The 17,978-nt window shown below is 55.0% G+C and carries 14 protein-coding genes; 11 read left to right on the forward strand and 3 right to left on the reverse strand.

Features of this window, described 5'->3' with window-relative positions:
- Window positions 1-43 precede the first annotated feature (43 nt).
- The 4 genes from WC359_11300 (at window position 44) to WC359_11315 (ending at window position 5,340) form a co-directional block, all read left to right on the forward strand.
- On the forward strand, window positions 44-1,012 hold the full coding sequence (locus WC359_11300; protein ID MFA5401020.1) for a phosphotriesterase-related protein: 969 nt from the start codon (window positions 44-46) through the stop codon (window positions 1,010-1,012).
- A gap of 96 nt (window positions 1,013-1,108) precedes the next feature.
- The gene (locus tag WC359_11305; GenBank protein ID MFA5401021.1) at window positions 1,109-2,782 is read left to right on the forward strand and encodes an AMP-binding protein; all 1,674 of its coding nucleotides are present in this window, start codon (window positions 1,109-1,111) and stop codon (window positions 2,780-2,782) included.
- A 50-nt stretch (window positions 2,783-2,832) separates the two neighbouring features.
- Window positions 2,833-3,744, forward strand: a complete 912-nt coding sequence (locus WC359_11310; protein ID MFA5401022.1) for a CARDB domain-containing protein — start codon at window positions 2,833-2,835, stop codon at window positions 3,742-3,744.
- A gap of 132 nt (window positions 3,745-3,876) precedes the next feature.
- On the forward strand, window positions 3,877-5,340 hold the full coding sequence (locus WC359_11315; protein MFA5401023.1) for a M20 family peptidase: 1,464 nt from the start codon (window positions 3,877-3,879) through the stop codon (window positions 5,338-5,340).
- Window positions 5,341-5,373: 33 nt separating this feature from the next.
- On the opposite strand, the gene WC359_11320 is transcribed toward WC359_11315, so the two are convergent.
- The 3 genes from WC359_11320 to WC359_11330 are packed head-to-tail and all read right to left on the reverse strand — an operon-like array spanning window position 5,374 to window position 9,335.
- A complete protein-coding gene (locus WC359_11320) occupies window positions 5,374-5,889 on the reverse strand; it encodes a DUF3795 domain-containing protein (GenBank protein ID MFA5401024.1) in 516 nt (171 codons plus the stop codon).
- A gap of 54 nt (window positions 5,890-5,943) precedes the next feature.
- Complete coding sequence (locus tag WC359_11325; GenBank protein ID MFA5401025.1) at window positions 5,944-7,722, reverse strand: alkyl sulfatase dimerization domain-containing protein; 1,779 nt, start codon at window positions 7,720-7,722, stop codon at window positions 5,944-5,946.
- Between the two features lie 14 nt (window positions 7,723-7,736).
- A complete protein-coding gene (locus WC359_11330) occupies window positions 7,737-9,335 on the reverse strand; it encodes an AMP-binding protein (protein MFA5401026.1) in 1,599 nt (532 codons plus the stop codon).
- A gap of 323 nt (window positions 9,336-9,658) precedes the next feature.
- Here WC359_11330 and WC359_11335 point away from each other — a divergent pair, with 323 nt between their 5' ends.
- The 7 genes from WC359_11335 (at window position 9,659) to WC359_11365 (ending at window position 17,906) form a co-directional block, all read left to right on the forward strand.
- Window positions 9,659-11,176 (forward strand): long-chain-fatty-acid--CoA ligase, encoded by a 1,518-nt coding sequence (locus WC359_11335; protein MFA5401027.1) that lies wholly within the window; start codon window positions 9,659-9,661, stop codon window positions 11,174-11,176.
- Window positions 11,177-11,295: 119 nt separating this feature from the next.
- The gene (locus tag WC359_11340; protein MFA5401028.1) at window positions 11,296-12,657 is read left to right on the forward strand and encodes a 2-hydroxyacyl-CoA dehydratase family protein; all 1,362 of its coding nucleotides are present in this window, start codon (window positions 11,296-11,298) and stop codon (window positions 12,655-12,657) included.
- Window positions 12,658-12,686: 29 nt separating this feature from the next.
- Entirely contained in the window at window positions 12,687-13,859 is a 1,173-nt protein-coding gene (locus tag WC359_11345; GenBank protein ID MFA5401029.1) for a 2-hydroxyacyl-CoA dehydratase family protein, read from the forward strand.
- Window positions 13,860-13,868: 9 nt separating this feature from the next.
- A complete protein-coding gene (locus tag WC359_11350) occupies window positions 13,869-14,756 on the forward strand; it encodes an acyl-CoA dehydratase activase (protein ID MFA5401030.1) in 888 nt (295 codons plus the stop codon).
- Complete coding sequence (locus WC359_11355; GenBank protein MFA5401031.1) at window positions 14,753-15,532, forward strand: acyl-CoA dehydratase activase; 780 nt, start codon at window positions 14,753-14,755, stop codon at window positions 15,530-15,532. Before WC359_11350 ends, WC359_11355 begins: the two co-directional genes overlap by 4 nt.
- 182 nt (window positions 15,533-15,714) lie before the next feature.
- Entirely contained in the window at window positions 15,715-16,278 is a 564-nt protein-coding gene (locus WC359_11360; GenBank protein ID MFA5401032.1) for a helix-turn-helix transcriptional regulator, read from the forward strand.
- Between the two features lie 68 nt (window positions 16,279-16,346).
- Entirely contained in the window at window positions 16,347-17,906 is a 1,560-nt protein-coding gene (locus WC359_11365; protein ID MFA5401033.1) for a long-chain-fatty-acid--CoA ligase, read from the forward strand.
- The last annotated feature ends 72 nt before the right edge of the window (window positions 17,907-17,978 follow it).

The raw sequence follows: 17,978 nt of genomic DNA on the forward strand, positions 1-17,978 counted from the left end.
GTCTATTAATTTACCTGATTGAGGCAGTTGTTAGGAGGCAGGAATGGTAAAGATCAATACTGTGCTCGGTACGTTACCCGCCGACCAGATGGGGCCCACTCTCATGCACGAGCACATGGTGCTGGCTTATCCGGGTTGGGAACATGATGCCGTAGCGCCTCCCGTCGACCTCAAAGAGCTGGCATCCGCCTGTGCGGAGGCCGTGGGAGAGGCGAGAAAATTCGGTATCAAAACCGTGGTGGACGCCACACCCTGCGACCTGTGGAGAAACATAGACCTGGACAGGATGGTCGCAGAGAAGACCGGCCTGAATATTATTTGCGCCACAGGTATGTACTTCGAGGCCGAGGGCACGCCGGCTTACCTTAAGTTCCGCAGTCAGGTGATGGATATCACCACCGAGCTGTACGAAACCTTCATGCAGGAGTTGACGGTGGGTATAGGCAAAACCGGTGTAAGGGCGGGTGTTATCAAGGTGGCGACCAGCCACGGTTGCATTACCCCCTACGAGGAGAAGGTTCTGAAGGCTGCGGCTAGGGCACAAAAGGAGACGGGGGTGCCCATATTAACTCATACTCAGCAGGGAACCATGGGACCCGAGCAGGCAGCGTTGTTGATTGGCGAGGGGGTTAATCCCAAGAGAATAGTCATCGGCCACATGTGCGGCAACGCCGGCTTCGAGTACCAGATGTCGGTGATAGATAAAGGCGTCTACCTTGGATTCGATCGCTGGGGCATCGGTTTCATCTTCCCCGACAACCTGCGCAGGGCTACGATACTCGGCCTGCTGGGGCTGGGATTCGCCGATCGCATCATGCTCTCTCAGGATTGTGTAACGCGTATCATGGGACGGCAAACCATCATGCCCGATTTCATACAGGCGCTGATTGCCGACTGGTCTTACACTCATCTTTTCAAGAACATCATCCCGCAGCTCAAGCAGGCGGGCGTGACCGATGCGCAGATAGGACAGATGATGGTGGAGAATCCGAAACGGATCTTCGGAGGCTGAAATATTATAACGGGCGGGTTTAAAAACCCGCCCCTACTAAGGCCGTAGGAGCGTAGCATAAGCTGCGCCTGGAAAATAAAAAAACAGGAGGTACCTATGTCTGATCCGTATTCCGCCAAACCCTGGCTCAAGCACTACGATGCCCATGTCCCCGCGAATCTCTACTATCCCTGGATATCCTTTATCGACATGGCCCGCAGGAGTTTCCGCGAAGTGCCCGACCGGGCGGCCATGATCTACATCGACACGGTCATCAGCTTTAAAGAGCTGGATGTCATGTCTAACAAATTCGCGGGTTTCCTGCTTGACAGGGGCGTAAAGCAGGGCGATGTCGTCGGATTGAACATGCCCAATATCCCGGCTTACCTCATCTGTTTCGTTGGCGCTCAAAAGGTGGGCTGCATCACAACAGGCGTCAGCCCTCTGCTGACCGAACATGAACTGGAGCACCAGCTTAACGACTCGGGCGCCAAAGCGCTGGTGACTTTCGATGTTAACCTGGCACGGGTCAACGCCATATTGGCCAAGACAAAGGTGAAGACACTGGTAGTGGCCGGTGTTTTCGACTTCATGGGTCCTGTCGATTGGAATGCGCCCCCCGGCGAGGTTAAGAAACAGGATGGCATCGATGTATTTAACCATATAGACATATTCAAGAAATACCCTGACAAAGAGGTCAATACCTGGGTGGACCGTGACTCAGATTGCCTGATGCAATACACCGGTGGCACAACTGGACCTTCTAAAGGCGCGGTGCTGACCAACCGCAACGTATCGCACCAGATATCGCAATGGGTAACCTGGACCGAGGCCAAGATCGGCGAGGAGGTGGGAGTATCCGCTTTCCCGCTCTTCCACCAGGCCGGACTGCTCTATGCTTTCGTGGGTATGTCCATCGGCATGACCCAGGTGCTTATTCCCAATCCCCGTGATGTCGCGTTCATCATCAACCAGATCAAGAAATACAGGCCTACGGTGGTGGCCAATGTCCCCACCCTTTTCATGGAGATGATGAAGAACGAGGATTTCCAGAAGATGGATCTTTCGTTCGTCAAGTTCTACGCCAGCGGGGCGGCGCCCTTCCCAGCCGAGCTGATCAAGCAGTTCTATGAAATCGTGGGAGATAACAAGCTGATCGAGGTCTACGGCATGACGGAGACCAGCCCTTTAATAACCTGCCAGCCGTATCTGGGTAAAAAGAAGGTCGGCTCGGTGGGCATGCCGCTCCCTGACACGGAGGTCAAGCTGGTCGATCCGGCAACAGGCGAGCTGGCCAAGCTGGGAGAGCCGGGCGAGTTCTGCGCCCGCGGCCCGCAGATCATGAAAGGCTACCACAACAAACCAGAAGAGACGGCCAACTCTATACGCGACGGATACATGCATACAGGTGATGTCGCAACCATGGATGAGGACGGTTTCTTCTATATCGTCGACAGGCTCAAGGACATGGTCAGCGTCAGCGGCATGAAGGTCTTCACACGCGAACTGGACGATATCCTGGCCCAGCACCCGGACGTGGAGATGTGCGCATCGGTGGGCGTGCCTGACCCCGGCAGGGAATTCACCGAGATCGTGGCCTCAGCCATCGTGCTTAAAAAGGGGGTGGAGCCCAACGATACGGCAAGGCAGTCTATAACCAGCTTCATGCGCGAGAGGGTCGCTCCCTACAAGGTGCCCAAGCAGATCATCTTCATGGATGAGCTTCCTTTGAGCGCCGTGGGCAAGATACTTAAACGCGAACTGAGAGAGATACTCAAGACTAAGAAATAGCGCCTGGTTGCCTGCAGCAGGGCGAGTGCATTATACTTGCCCTGCTGCAAATGTACCGCCGGATTAAAGCTTTTACGTTCCTGCCTCTGATGCCGCTGGTTGCCGTGATAGGCTTTGCCTGCTCCCAGCAGCCGCAGTTGCAGCCCGCCTCGTTCCAGGTCGTATCGCTGGGAGTCACGCCTGCACAGGTACAGGTTGACGAAGAAGCTACCGTCGTAGCCCAGGTGACCAACACTGGCGGGCTGGCGGGCAATTACACCGCCGAGCTCACCATGAACGGCGACAATGTGGCCAGTAAAACCGTTACAATCCAGCCGGAAAAAATCGCTAAAATAACATTCGATATATCCAGGGAGAAGCCGGGAAAATACGAAATCCGGCTGGAAAGCGCCAGTGCAACCCTCACCGTCACTGCCGTGGAGGAGAGGGATGTAGAGCTCAAATACGATAGCGGTGTCTCGCAGGATGCCCTGTGGGCGGGCTACAACAACGGCTTCCTCATCAGCTTCTCCCCTCCGGCTAAACCTTTCGTACTGAAAAAGGTCAGCATCTGCGGCGGCATCTACGGCGTGGCCTGGGAAGGCAAGACTTTTGAGCTTTCCGTCCTGGATAAATTTTATACTCCATTCTTTAGCCAGGTATATGCCATAGCTAAATTTCCCGTCAAAGGCGCCTTCCCCTACCAGGAGCCGTCCTGGGTGGATTTCGACATACCGCCGCTTCCCCTTGAAAACGATTTCCAGGTTTACCTGTTCACCGGCACAGGCATGCACAAGGGCATACATGTTGGTGTGGACGATAGCATCATCAACGAGCATTCCGACCTGGCCAGCGGGCGCCCGCCCAATATGGTGCCGATAGCTATCGATACTTACTATAACTCGAGCTTCTGGTACAGCGACCGCAGCAAGGTCAACTGGATGATCAGGGCCACCGGCAGCGCCCGCATGCCCGTAGAATGAGCGGCGCTGCGATGATAAATATGTTCAATGCAGGAAGCGAAGCGATTCTTTGTTGACCTTCGTCGCACTTTTGTAGCACCGCAGCCATCGTGTTAGAATGCTGTAAATTTCTTGTCCGAGGAGGTTGGTAAAATGAAGACCTGGGTCATCGTCATTCTATGTATCCTGGCCGTCATCGTTATTCTGGGGGGCATTATCGCCTTCAGGACAATGACATTCAGCTCAAAACAGCTGCCGGCCGGCGACAAGGTAACCTACAATATCGATAAAAACCAGGCCGCGCAGAGGCTGTCGGAATCTATCAAGTTCAAGACCATCTTCAACGAAGATATCTCCAAAGTGGATTATGAACCATTCGCCAAGCTGCAGGAATACCTCAAGCAGACCTATCCCCTGGTGCACTCGACCACGGAACTGAAGATAATCAACGATTACGGCCTGCTCTATATGTGGGAAGGCAGCGATCCCCAGAAGAAGCCCATCCTGCTGCTGGCACACCAGGACGTGGTGCCGGCGCTTGACGAAGGATGGACGTACCCGCCCTTCTCCGGCACTATCGCCGACGGCTATATCTGGGGTCGCGGCACGCTGGATGACAAATGCACCCTGCTCGGCATGCTGGAAGCCATGGAATACCTGATCAAGGACGGCTTCCAACCAACGCGCTCCATCTACCTGGCCTCGGGTTTTGACGAGGAGATAACCGGCCAACAGGGGGCGGGCAAGATCGCGCAATACTTCAAGGACAATGGCCAGGATTTCGAATTGATCACAGACGAGGGTTTCGTGGTCATCAGCGGGGCCGTTCCCGGCATTAAGGTTCCTGTCGCACTTATAGGCCTGGCGGAGAAAGGTTACCTCAACCTGGAACTTGCGGCCGAGTCAGAAGGTGGACACGCCTCGATGCCACCCAGGCAGACAACTGCCGGTATCATCGCTGCAGCCGTCGATAAGCTTGAGAAAAATCCCTTCCCGGGCAACCTGGCGGGACCGGCATCATGGATGTTCGATTACCTGGGACCGGAAATGTCACCGCTTTATAAAACCATCTTCGCCAATATGTGGCTGCTGGGGCCGGTCATCGAAAGCCAGCTTGCAGCGTCGCCGGCCACCGATGCGACATTGAGGACCACTACCGCTCCCACTATGTTAAAGGGTAGTGACCGCGCAAACGTCCTGCCGACGCGCTCTTCGGCCATAGTCAACTTCCGCCTCTTGCCTGGAGACACCATCGAAAGCGTTACGAATCGCGTTATCAAGGTGATCGACGATCCACGTGTTACTGTTGCGCAGTATGGCCAGAGCGCCAACGAGGCATCTCCGGTATCGAGCACTGATAGCAGGGCTTTTGAAATTTACAGTCAGACGATTCATGAGATCTTCCCCGAGGCTGTGATAGCCCCGGCGCTGGCAAACTCGGCCTCCGATGTGACACACTACATCGGCCTATCACCCAACATCCTGCGCTTTCTGCCTCAGAGACTGACCAGCGAGGACCTGGCTATGATACACGGTATTAACGAGCGAATCTCGGTCGACAACTACGGTGAGATGATCGATTTCTATATCCAGTTGATAAAGAACTATTGCCAATGATTTGTGTTGGAGGGCGGACCTGAAGGTCCGCCCCTACTTCATCTCACCGAGCTGCCTGATTATCTCGTCCTTATGATCCGCAACGTAAGCGGAACCGGGCTCATTACCGCACTTCCTGCACTGAAAATCATAAGCTGAATTGATCGTCCCGCAGGCCGGGCAGGCGTAATGCTGCAGCATCTCCGCGTACCATACCTCGGGGCCGGCTTCCCGTATACGGTCCAGGGAACTCCAGAGTTCGATCCTGTGCGGCATGGCGCACTGGAAATCCTTTAACTCCCGGCAGGGATATGATTCACAACTTCCGCAAAACTCGATCCCCTTTTCGTCCGCGCACCTGTACATATAACACATCTGGCGGCAGTAAAAGGAGCGCAATTCAGAACGGCATCCGCCGCAGCGAACCTCCTCCAGCGGGAGCTTGAATCTATCAGCCAGGAATTGCAGCCTCTGCGGATCTTCCTGAGTCCCGATGTAAAGCGTGCAGGCAGGGCAGAACAGGCCGCATACTGCTGAAGTACTCTTATCATAATTGCCGGTGTTTTTCATACCAGTCTCCTGTACAGTGTATTTATCACCTGCTTATTCCCTCCGGGGCCGCTATCAGGTCTGAAAACGTCCCATAAACACGATCAATGCAGGCAAATCCCCTTCCACCCTGATCTTGCCCTGCGCAAAGGCTGCTGGAAGGCCAAGCATCTTGAGCGCGACCAGCTTATATGTAAGTGAGTCGGCGGTCAGGGTAGCCAGAGGTGCTGGCGTGCCCGGCAGGGGCGTCCCTTCGATCACCTCAGCCACGCCGTTCCGGACAGTGACGGTAAACTTCCTTCCGATATCGGGGAATATATACAGCACCGATTCATATACACCGGCGGCTTTTCCCGTATCCAGCCTGGGAGCCATATTATCGAAAACAAAGTCGACAGGCATCGATGCTACGGTTTCCACCGGAAGACTGGAGCCCAGTTGAGATGGTGGACCCTGCGTTAGCTCAAGGGCTGATTCCAGCAAATAGGCGCGGCCATTGGTGTTAACAGTATCAGCGGCAAGCTGCCGATAGGCCTCGGCCAGCATCTCCTTCACCCGGCCCTGCACAGGTCCGGCGGCAAGCCCGCAGTCATTTAGCTTGGTTAAAAGGTGAACAGCCCACCTGGCATCGCCTTCTTTGAGCGCCTGGCTCGCCTTGCCAACAACGACGTCGGTTCCGCCCATCATCTCTATCTCACGTTTGACCGCTTCCGTATGGTTCATGGGATACAGCTTGCCGGCACTGCCATCAAACCAACCAAGGTTGTTAGTGTAGATAGCCCGGGCGGACCAGTCCACCTGGCCGTATCCTTCCCAGAGGTACGGTAGACTTGCGAGATGGTCGGGGAGCTTGACGCTTTCAGCGATGGTATCGATATCCTCACCACGGTTGGCGCGGCGGATAACATCGTCACGGACGTACTGGATAGCATCCCTGTAGTTGGTCAGCGCCTGCGCAATCTTATCTTTCCCGTGCAGTGTGGACGTATGGCTGGGCACAAGGTGTTCCGCCTCGAGACGGCGCATGTCATCGATGCTTTGTATCCATCCGTCTGTCGGCCTCGGACTGGCGCCGCGGATCGTGTAAAGGTTGGGGAAGGCCCAGTAGAAATTATCCGCTGCCAGCAGCGTCTCATCTTCGGGAATCCAGACGATCAACTGGTCATGCGTCTCCCCGGGGGCGGAATGCAGCTCTATTTTCAGCCCGCCGATATCCAGAACCTTCACACCTGAAAAAGTATCGGTCGGCATGAGGGGGCCCAGCTCCGACATATCATTCAGGGTGAAGGTGAGCATAACCGGTCCGACCGCCGAGCAGGGTACTTCCTCCCGTGAAATGTGGTACCCCATCTGCCTCATACCTCTAACCGCTTCCGACCTGCCGAACATGCCGAACTGCTTAAACCAGTGAGAGAGGAATGAATCCGTGGCCCATATGCGTGTACCGTCTTCCGCCCAGACCGTTGTCCCCATAGTGTGATCGACATGGCTGTGTGTGTAAATAATTGCCTTAACAGGCCCGGACGGCGCGGCCACTGCAAGAGCCTGCTTCACAGCGCCGGCGGCTGCCGGGTTGATGGAGGTATCAACAATGACATTTCCCTCATCCGTATGAATAAGCACCGTGCTGGCGAGGTCATAGCCCTGGGCCGCCCAGACATGCTCCGATACCCTCTCGACCCTGGGGGCTCCCACCTGCTCCGCGCAATGCCTGCTGATAGTATCCAGAGCAGGTGTGTCAGTAATCGTCCGGGGTTCTCCCTGCCAGGTCTGGCAGGACAAGGCGGTAGCCGTGACTATCGACACCAGTACAGTTACAAGCGCAGTTTTTATGCCGCTCGTCTCTCCTATCATTTGCCTTCTCCCTTCTATTCCATCTTGCGCAGATCAGCCCGCAATAACTTGCCCAGGATATTCTTGGGCAGCGCGTTTATAAACTGCACCTTGCCGGGCGTTTTAAACGAGGGCAGGTGTTTCTTGCAATGCTCGATGATTTCGTCCTCGCTGCACTGCTCACCCTCTCTGATCACGACGAACGCCTTTATCTCCTCCCCGTATACCCTGTCCTTGATCCCCACGCAGCCCGCTTCAAGCACCTTGGGATGCCTGCCGACAACTTCTTCGACTTCCCTGGGCGAAACGTTTTCTCCTCCGCGGATGATTATGTCCTTCTTTCTGTCAGTGATATAAAAGTAGCCGTCTCCGTCCATGTAACCGATGTCACCCGTATGCAGCCAGCCGTTTTTAAGCGTCTCGGCCGTCTCTTCCGGCATATTCCAGTAACCTTTCATTACAGCGAGCCCCCTGATAACCAGCTCCCCCCTTCCTTCAGGCGGCAACTCGCAGTCCTGGTCGTCGAATATTTTCATTGTGTTGCACTTGAGCATGTTGACGCCGATGGAGCCGATCTTGGGAGGGCGCGTGGTGGGATTGCCCGCTGTCAGAGCGCCGGACTCCGTCAGTCCCCAGCCCTCGTGTATGTGGACGCCGGTCTTATCCTTCCACCTGGATGCGATGCCCGGATCGAGCGCCGCAGCCCCCGAGTTGCAGTATTTAAGGGAACTGAGGTCATACTTATCGAAATCGGGTTGGTCCAGCATGTGAACGTACATGGTCGGCACCATAGCAAGGTACTCGATGCGCATCTCCTGGATGAATTTGAGCGCCGCCGCCGGATTCCACCACTTCATCACCACATATCTGGATCCGACCAGGTTGCCGAAATTCATAAAAGACAGGCCGTACGAATGAGATAGCGGCAATACTGCCAGAAATAATACCTGCCGGTCGTGTCCCGTAACTACCTGTTGCGTCTCCTCGATCTGATAAGTCAGTTTGTTAAGATCCCGGTGTACATTGGTCAGTGTAGTGGGGGAGCACATGGCTGTAAAATCAGCGAAGCAAACCGCGTTGATCCACAGCGAGAAGTGGGTATGCATCACCCCCTTGGGATTCCCGGTCGTGCCGGAAGTATAGATGAGCGCCGCCAGGTCGTCGGAATCCATCTCCTCAACCTTCAATTCACTGCCGGAGCTCTCCAGCAGCTTTCTCAGAGAGAGGGTGCCCGGCTCATCGTCCTTGTCTATCAGGATTATGTTCTTGAGGCCCGGCGCGCTTTTCTGTGCCTCCCTGATCCAGGGCAGGTAATCGGACGTCGTTATGGTCACCCCGGCGCCGCAATCCCTGTAAATATGGGATATCTGGTCCGGCCGCAATATGGGATTCATGGGCACGGCGATGGCGCCGATTTTATAGGCGGCATTGAACGCACAGCCGATCTCAGGGCAGTTCGGCAGCTGGGTGACCACGCGGTCTCCTCTGCTGATGCCGATCGATTTGAGCGCGTTGCCCAGGCGGCTGGACATCTCGTCCAATTCAACGTTGGTATACCATTTACCCTCGAAATAACAGCACTGGTATTCCCCGAATTTCCTGATCCCTTCAACTACAAGGTTGGCCAGGTTCATCCCAACACCTCCTGCTGATATTCATCGCAGCTTCACACTGCGATGCCAGGACAAGTCCAGGCTGTGCAAAACACCCTGAAATAAGCTGGATATAACTGACTGACAGTCGCTTATTCTAACAGAAGGATATCAATAGTCAAGTATCTGACGACGGGAGATACAATATTAATATTTAAATATAAATACATACTTCTTTACATTTCGACAGGCGATGCTTTACCATTTTATGCGGGCTCAGCCTGCCCTGTTATGATCCTCGCGGGGCTGTACCTCCATAGAACACCATATTGATCAGGTCCGGATAACTCATAGAGGAGGTTAAAATGCATCTGCCCGGTATGCTGGAGGCCAGGGCCTCCAAGATTGGAGACAAGCCTGCCCTGATTTACAAGGACCAGCCTGTAACCTACAGCCAGCTTCTGACCAGGGTACAGAAGTTCGCGCATGCCCTCAAAAAGCTCGGCGTCAAATCCGATGACAAAGTCGCCATCATGCTCAATAACTGTCCCGAGTTTATCGTGACCTATTTCGCCTGTGCCTACCTGGGAGCGGTGGCCGTGCCGGTCAATATTTTTTACAAGGAGCGGGAGCTGGAATACCTGCTGAGGGACAGCGACTCGGTCGCCCTGGTGGCGAACCCGGCCTTTGCCGAGCATTTCAGCAAAATCACAAATAAACCTCCCCTCTTCAAACACCTGATCGTAAACGGCGCCTATCGCGAAGGGCTGGAGTTCTCCAAGCTCGAGGCGGAGGCGCCGTCAACTCCTTTTAAAGCCCTGTGTAAGGAAAAAGACGTGGTGGAGATCCTCTACACATCGGGCACCACCGGCGAACCAAAGGGCACCATGCTGACGCACGCCAACCTGTTTTTCCATGCCGACATCATCGTCAGCCTGCTCAAACTGGGAGACAACGACCGCGCGCTGATGGTGGTCCCGGCATTCCACGGCTTCGGTATCACCGTGATACTCTGCTCGCTGGTCACCGGCTCATCGTTCGTGCTGCTGGACCCCTTCAATCCCGTCGAGATCTTCGAACAGATTGAGAAACACAAGGTCACCTTCCTGCCCATGGTTGTTGCCATGTATTTCATGCTGATCAACCACCCGGACCGCGGCAAGTACGACCTCTCGTCGCTGCGAATCGGCATCTCAGGAGCCTCGGCCATGCCCGCGCAGCTCATGAAGGACTCCTCTACTGCACTTAACGTCGTGATACTCGAGGCCTGGGGATTAACCGAATGCTCGGCCTCGGCCACCATGCAGCGCTCGGGCCTGGCCTATAAACAGGGCAGCGTCGGGTTGGCCTATCCCGGCGTGAAAGTGGGCGTCATGGACGAATCGGGCAAGCTTCTGGCAGCAGGAGAAGTGGGCGAGTTGGTCATCCAGGGCCCGATTGTGATGAAAGGCTATTATAAAAAGCCCAAAGAAACCGCCGAGACGTTGCGCGGGGGTTGGCTGCATACCGGAGATATGGGGTATTACGATAAGGACGGCTACTTCTTCATGGTCGACCGCAAGAAGGAGCTGATCAATGTCGGAGGCGAGAAGGTATTCCCGCGCGAGGTGGAGGAATTAATGTACAAGCACCCTTCCGTGGCCGATGCGGCGCTGGTGCCGCAGCGGGACGTCCGCCTGGGGGAGATACCCGTAGCCATCGTGGTGCCCAAGCCTGGTGCGACATTAACAGAGAAGGATATCACCGACTTTTTGGGCGATAAGCTGGCGCGCTTCAAGGTGCCGCGTCACGTCTATATACTGCAACAGGTGCCGCGCAACCCGATGGGAAAGATACTGAAAAAAGAGCTGGTCAAGATGCTGAACGACGGCCAGATAAAGTGACGGATCGAACCTGTGATGAAACGTTTCATTTACGTCTTTGCAATAAGGCCGGCGATATTCTAAGATTTAATTCCGGTATTAAAGATGTTACTTATATTTAATTCATAAAGGGGTGCAAAATGAGCGAAACCGCAACTCCCGCCAAGACCGAGAAGAAGAGAGCCATTAACCGTCTCAAGAGCATGTATCCGCTGCGCAACCTGGTGCAGCAGGACTATGTCAACACTCTGCAGGCCAGCAACGAGGGCAAGCCGACAGTGTGGTCCATGCTCAATTACTGGGAGGGCGACCTCCCGCTCAAGGCCATGGGGCTCAACATCGTTTACCCCGAGAACTACGCCACGCTGCTGGCGGCCTCGGGCGCGGCCGAGCCGTTCCTGGACGCGTCGGACTCCGACGGCTTCCCCACACACATGTGCGGATACGGAAGGAGCACCATAGGATACTCCTATCGCATGATGAAGGAAAACAACGGCAAGATACCGCCCGATGCGCCGCTGGGCGGCATGGCCAAACCGGCGCTGCTGCTCGGATCGGGCATTATCTGCGACGCCCGCTTCAAGTGGTTCCAGGCGCTGGCCAGATATTTCGATGCTCCTGAATGGTGCCTCGAGATGCCCATGATGGCTACATTCGAAGGTACCGAGCCTGATATCGAAGATTATCAGGTCAAATTCCTGACCAGGGAGATCAAGGACTTCATAGAATTCCTGGAAAAACTGCTGAAGAAGAAGATGGACTGGGCCAAACTGGAGGAGTTGATCGATCTGGCCACCAGGATACACGAGACCACCTGGCAGATCGGCGAGGCCCGCAAGGCCATACCCGGGCCCATGCACAGCACGGACTTCTGGAGCAGCATGCCGCCCGCCCTCTTTTTTGCCGGCGATATGAATGTATCTCTCAAGCTGTACCAGGACATGCTGGCCGAGGTGCGGGAGCGCGTTAAGAACAAGGAATCGGGCATCAACTTCCCGGAAAGGTACCGCCTGATCTTCGCCGAGCTTCCGCCCTGGCACAGCCTGAAGTTCTTCGACAATCTGGCCGAGAAGGGCTGGAATTTCGTCTTCGAGAGCTTCGGCTACCACAACACCAGGCCGCTCGACCTGAGCAAGGTCAGCGATCCCTGCGAGAAGCTGGCGCGCTTCTCGCGCAATTTCTGGTTCAACGTTTTCCCCGATGCCAAGAAGGACGGTATCTCCAATCCAGTCGTTGAGACCTACCTCAAGATCGCCCGTGGCTTTAAGGCCGACGGCTTCTTCATGCATCCGCTTATCTCCTGCCGCGCAGCCAGCTGCAGCCTCAGGACGATACAGCACTTCGAGCAGGACAAGCTGGATATACCCAGCCTGTGGGTGGAGGGCGACATCATCGACAAGCGCGTTTTCAATCCTCAGGAGGTGCTGGCCAAGGCCGAGGCCTTCGAGCAGACCATGGACCATTACAGGACGGTCAGGAAATCCAAGGGGCTGGACTGGTAATCCGGGAATAATAAAATCGGGAGATTGAAATGGTAATAGCTACAACCAGGGGTCTTTCAAGAGCACATGAGGTGTATGCGGACAGGGGACTGCGCGTGCGCGAGCTGCGTAAGGCCGGCAAGAAGATCATCGGCTATATCTGCCTCTACCCGCCTGTCGAGATCATCAGCGCACTGGGGTTCGTGCCGTTCCGCGTCTTCGGCGATATGAGCGAGCCGATCACCGCCGCCGACCAGGTATCCACCACCGTGGTCTGCCCGTTCCTGCGCAGCATCATCGACCTGGGACTCAAAGGCAAATTCGACTTCCTGGACGGCATCGTGGGAGCGCATACCTGCGATATCGGAATGACCCTGATCATTTCCTGGCGCGATTACGTCAAGGACGCGCCCTTCACACACCTGATAGATGTGCCGCATACCGACCACGACCCGGCTGTCGACTACTTCGAAGGGCAGATCAACTCCTTCAAACGTCACCTGGAAGAATTGGCCGGCGAGAAGCTGACCGACGATAAGCTGAAGAAAGCCTGTGAGCTTCATAATAAACAGCGCAAGCTGGTGAGGGATCTCTACGATCTGCGCAAGTCCGACCCGCCCCTGCTGACATCCGTGGAGAATATAGAAGTACTGGTGGCCCTTTTCAGCCTGCCCGTGGATGAAGGCAATGAACTCCTGGAAGACGTCATCAAAGAGGTCAAGGAACGCAGTATAAAGCCTGCTAAAAAGAAGGCTCGCCTGCTGGTATGGGGACCCGTTTTCGACAACACGTCGCTTTATGAGCTCATAGAGAGCGCAGATGCCGATGTCGTAGTCGATGACACCTGCGTCGGCACCAGGGCATTCTGGGCGGACGTTAAAGCCCCTTATAATCTGCACTCCCTGGCGCAGCGCTACCTGGTCGATCTCAAGTGTCCTCGCACGTACCGGGACAGCGCGCATCACGAACTTGAGCGCAACTACGACAGGGATCTGGACAGCAGGTTCAACTATATCAAGAAGGCCGTCACCGACTGGAAAGTCAACGGCGCAATCCTGCAGAGCGTCAAATACTGCGACACTCACGGCTACGAAGTGCCCAACCTGCGGCATTATCTCGATACGCTGGGCATTCCCAGCATCTATATCGAGCACGATTACAGCGAAAGGTCACTGGCGCCCATCAAGACCAGGGTTGAGGCATTCCTGGAGACGCTGGGATAAGGTAGCACCGTGCCCGGCATCGATGATCTGATCTCACGCCTTTATTTCGCCGGCATCGATATCGGCTCCACAATGTCCAAGGCAACAATTGTGGATGCCGAAGGCAAGATGCTGGCTTATGTTGTCGGCCCCACCGGCGCCCAGCACCGACTGCGCGCCAACAAGGTCATGGAAGATACCCTGCGCAAGGGCGGATTGCCGCTCGCGGATATCGCCTATATAGTCTCCACCGGCTACGGCCGTGTCAATGTGCCCTTTGCCGACAAGCAGATCACCGAGCTGACCTGCCACGCTAAAGGGGTGGCTGCGCTGTTTCCCGATGTGAAGACGGCCATTGATATCGGGGGACAGGACGCCAAGGTGCTTAAAATAAAAAATGGCCGCCTTGTGGATTTTCTGACCAACGATAAATGCGCCGCCGGCACAGGCAGGTTCCTGGAGGTGGCCGCCGAAACCCTGGGGCTGGACCTCAACGAGATGGGCAATATCTCCCTCCAGACCGATACGCCGGTCAAGATCAACAGCCTGTGCACCATCTTCGCCCAGCAGGAGATCATCTCACGTCTATCAACGGGGGAACCCCTGCCCGATATACTGGCGGGAGTCTATATAGCCATAGCCACACGCGTGGTCAAGCTGGCCCGCCAGCTCAAGGTGGAGGCGCCGGTGGTCTTCACGGGCGGTGTGGCCAAGAACGCCGGCATGGTCAAAGCCATGGAGACCGTGCTGGGCGTGCCCGTGCTCATTCCCGAGGAGCCGCTTATCACCGGCTCGCTGGGAGCGGCCATTCTGGCGCGCGACGAGGCCTTCAAGCTGGTGCAGCGCGGCGAATACCAGGCGCACCGCGACAAGAAGCTTACCGAGGCCCGTGTGGATTTCGGGGAGAAGGCTAAATGAGCGCCTATTACCTTGGCATCGATATCGGATCCGTCGGCGGCAAGGCCGTCATCATAGATGACAACAGGGTAATTATCGCGTCAGTCGTGATACCTTCGGGCAACAATTATGCCACCACGGCAGCCGCGCTCAAAGAGGAGGTACTGAACAGGGCCGGCCTCAAGCCGGAGGACATCAAGGCCGGCAGCTCCACGGGCACCGGCGGTCGCAATGCTGCGGCCGACAGCTATCACGGGGTCATCGTCTGCAACGCCCGCGGCGTCAACCTTGTCTTCCCTTCCGCCCGCACAATAGTGGACATCGGCGGACAGGGCAGCCAGCTCATCGATATCGATGAAAAAGGCCAGGTGATCAACTTCAATATCTCCGAGATCTGCGCCACGGGCAGCGCCCGCCTGCTGCAGCTGGTGGCGCGCATACTGCAGCTGAACATCGAGGACCTGGGTCCGCTCTCTTTAAAATCCACGCAGCCGTCCAGCTTCTCCACATCCTGCACCGTGTTCCTGGAGACCGAGGTTATCACGCGAATCGCGCAGGGCGACAAGCCGGAGGACATCGTGGCCGGCATCCACCGCTCCATCGCCGATAAGGTCAGCGCTCTGACGCGCGGCGTAAACATCCGGCCGGACGTGGCTGTCATCGGAGGCGGAGCGCTCGATATCGGCCTCGTCCGGAGCATCGAGGAAAAGCTGAAGCTCAAGGTGCTGGTTCCTCAGAACCCCCGCATCATCGCCGCACTGGGCGCGGCATTGATCGCAAGGGACCGTGCTGCCTAGCACGGCCGAATCATCCGCACCTGATTCAAAATTAACCTGATCCCGCCTGCTTCCAATTACTATCGGGTTTGACATGCATTTCAAGCATATGTTATCTTATTCGGCGTCATATATTGACCCAGGTCTATATATACTTAAGCGAGTACTGTCTATCGGAGTACCTATCATAGGAGTTTATTGACATGTCATTGAAACACGGCTTGCTGGGATTCCTCAGTTACGGTCCTAAAACAGGATACGACCTGTCGAAAATGTTTTTCGAGCCGCTGCGGCCTTCGCTCAGCCAGATTTACCGTAAACTAAACGTTTTGAATGAGGATGGACTGATCGAATGCGAGAGAGTGGATCAGGCAAAACTCCCGTATAAAAACGTGTTCTCCATCACCGACAAGGGCAGGGCTGAACTGACGAGATGGCTCAAAGAGCCTCCCGAATTTGTTGTTCCCCGTGAAACACTTTTGGTGAAGATATGGTATGGAAGCCGCGCACCTAAAAAAGACATGGTTAACAATATTAAAAAATATAATAAAAAATTGAAAAACGTGGTTGAGAAATATAAGTCGATGGCCAAACCTGCCATTGAATCCGACCTGTGGGGCTCGGCGGACCCGCTGGATAAGCTTTACTGGACGCTGGTTGTGGACCGGACCCTTGCACAGTATGAAGCTTTGCTGGAGTGGACGGAGAACGCCGTAAAAATAATCTCAAATTTTGATGAATCGACCGATGGCAAAAAGCGGCAGTAACGGCGGCGGCGCGAAATCCAGATCAGATTACGATCACTAAATTCAATTAATTCAGGAGGATTACAAACATGAACCTGGTTGTAGGCGAACTTTTGCTCAACAGCGTCAACAGGTATCCCAAGCGCAATGCCATTGTCGGCGATGATGCCTCTTTCACATACGAGGAGCTCAACCGCCGTGTAAACCGCATTGCCAATAACCTGCTGGCCGGCGGATTAAAGAAGGGCGACAGGCTGGCGATACTGCTCATGAACTGCTATCAGTTCGTCGAGTTGATCATGGCCTGCGCTAAATCAGGCATCATCATGGTCCCGGTCAACTGGCGCTTCCAGGCGCCCGAGATCAAGTATGTCGTCGACAACTCCGACGCCTGCGCCATGATAATGGGAGAAGAGTTCATTCCCACAATGGAAACAGCAGCCAAGGACATTAAACAGATCCCGGCGGACAAATATTGGGTGGTGGGGAGTAAGAAGTTCCGCGATGCGGGAGGCCTTTATCAGGACCTGGTAAAAGAAGGTTCCACGGCAGAGCCCGATGTAAAAATCGATCCCGAAGACATTTTATGTATCGGCTACACATCAGGCACCACCGGTTTCCCCAAGGGTGCAGTCACCCTGCACAAAACAGGCGTGGAGACCGCCGTGGTCATGAACCTTGAGTTCGTGACCTCTTATATGGTCAACCTGATCGTGATGCCTACCTTCCACTCCAACTCCATCAATAATGTCATGGCTTCCTTTCTCAGTGGCATGACCATCCATATATATCACCTGCGCGGATTCAACGGCGAGGAGATACTTCAGATAATCGATAAATACAAGGTCAATATCTCCAGCATGGTGCCGACCATGTACAACATTATCCTGGCCCTGCCCGAAGAAGTGCGCAATAAATACGACGTCTCGAGTATGACCACGCTGCTCTCCTCCTCCGCCCCGATATCGGCCAAAACCAAGAAAGAGATACTATCCTTTTTTAAAAACGGCAAACTCTACGAGGGCTACGGCGCCACCGAGACGGGCGTGGTAACCGCTCTGCGCCCCGAGGACCAGCTCAGAAAGCTGAATTCTGTGGGGCAGGCCGTCTTCGGCAAGCAGATCAAGATACTGGACCCCGACGGCAATGAGATGAAACCGGGAGAGATAGGTGAGATATATACCCGCGGCATAAATATCTTCAAAGGATACCTTAAGAATCCCGAGGCCACCAAGGCCGCCTTCCGCGGCGACTGGTGCGCCGTGGGTGACATGGGATATGTGGACGAGGAGAACTACCTGTACCTGGTTGACCGCAAAAACGACATGATCATCTCGGGCGGCGAGAACATCTACCCCACCGAAGTTGAGAACGTTATTTATGCACATCCATCAGTCAGAGAGGTGGCCATCGTCGGCGTGCCGGACGAATTCTGGGGCGAGTCGGTCAAGGCGGTGGTCCTGCTGAAGGACGGGATGAGCGCTACGCAGGAAGAGATCGTCGAATTCACCAAGGGAAAGCTGGCCGGCTATAAACGTCCGCGCACGGTGGACTTCGTTACAGAGCTGCCCATGACTCCCACCGGCAAGATATTACGCCGCCTGGTCAAGGAAAAATACTGGAAGGGCAAAGACAGCAGAATAATATAGCAACCGGTATCGAAACTTCGTATTTTATCCAATTTATATTCACTGCGTTCTGAGAATAGTTGCTTCCCCCGC

The organism is Dehalococcoidia bacterium, assembly GCA_041653995.1.
Taxonomy (GTDB): domain Bacteria; phylum Chloroflexota; class Dehalococcoidia; order GIF9; family UBA5629; genus CAIMUM01.

What these genes read in the sequence shown, in the direction of transcription:
- WC359_11320 (MFA5401024.1), bottom strand. Translation starts at nt 5,889, where the DNA reads ATGAAAAACACCGGCAATTATGATAAGAGTACTTCAGCAGTATGCGGC.
- WC359_11305 (MFA5401021.1), top strand. Translation starts at nt 1,109, where the DNA reads ATGTCTGATCCGTATTCCGCCAAACCCTGGCTCAAGCACTACGATGCC.
- WC359_11335 (MFA5401027.1), top strand. Translation starts at nt 9,659, where the DNA reads ATGCATCTGCCCGGTATGCTGGAGGCCAGGGCCTCCAAGATTGGAGAC.
- WC359_11310 (MFA5401022.1), top strand. Translation starts at nt 2,833, where the DNA reads ATGTACCGCCGGATTAAAGCTTTTACGTTCCTGCCTCTGATGCCGCTG.
- WC359_11325 (MFA5401025.1), bottom strand. Translation starts at nt 7,722, where the DNA reads ATGATAGGAGAGACGAGCGGCATAAAAACTGCGCTTGTAACTGTACTG.
- WC359_11340 (MFA5401028.1), top strand. Translation starts at nt 11,296, where the DNA reads ATGAGCGAAACCGCAACTCCCGCCAAGACCGAGAAGAAGAGAGCCATT.
- WC359_11355 (MFA5401031.1), top strand. Translation starts at nt 14,753, where the DNA reads ATGAGCGCCTATTACCTTGGCATCGATATCGGATCCGTCGGCGGCAAG.
- WC359_11365 (MFA5401033.1), top strand. Translation starts at nt 16,347, where the DNA reads ATGAACCTGGTTGTAGGCGAACTTTTGCTCAACAGCGTCAACAGGTAT.
- WC359_11360 (MFA5401032.1), top strand. Translation starts at nt 15,715, where the DNA reads ATGTCATTGAAACACGGCTTGCTGGGATTCCTCAGTTACGGTCCTAAA.
- WC359_11315 (MFA5401023.1), top strand. Translation starts at nt 3,877, where the DNA reads ATGAAGACCTGGGTCATCGTCATTCTATGTATCCTGGCCGTCATCGTT.
- WC359_11345 (MFA5401029.1), top strand. Translation starts at nt 12,687, where the DNA reads ATGGTAATAGCTACAACCAGGGGTCTTTCAAGAGCACATGAGGTGTAT.
- WC359_11330 (MFA5401026.1), bottom strand. Translation starts at nt 9,335, where the DNA reads ATGAACCTGGCCAACCTTGTAGTTGAAGGGATCAGGAAATTCGGGGAA.
- WC359_11300 (MFA5401020.1), top strand. Translation starts at nt 44, where the DNA reads ATGGTAAAGATCAATACTGTGCTCGGTACGTTACCCGCCGACCAGATG.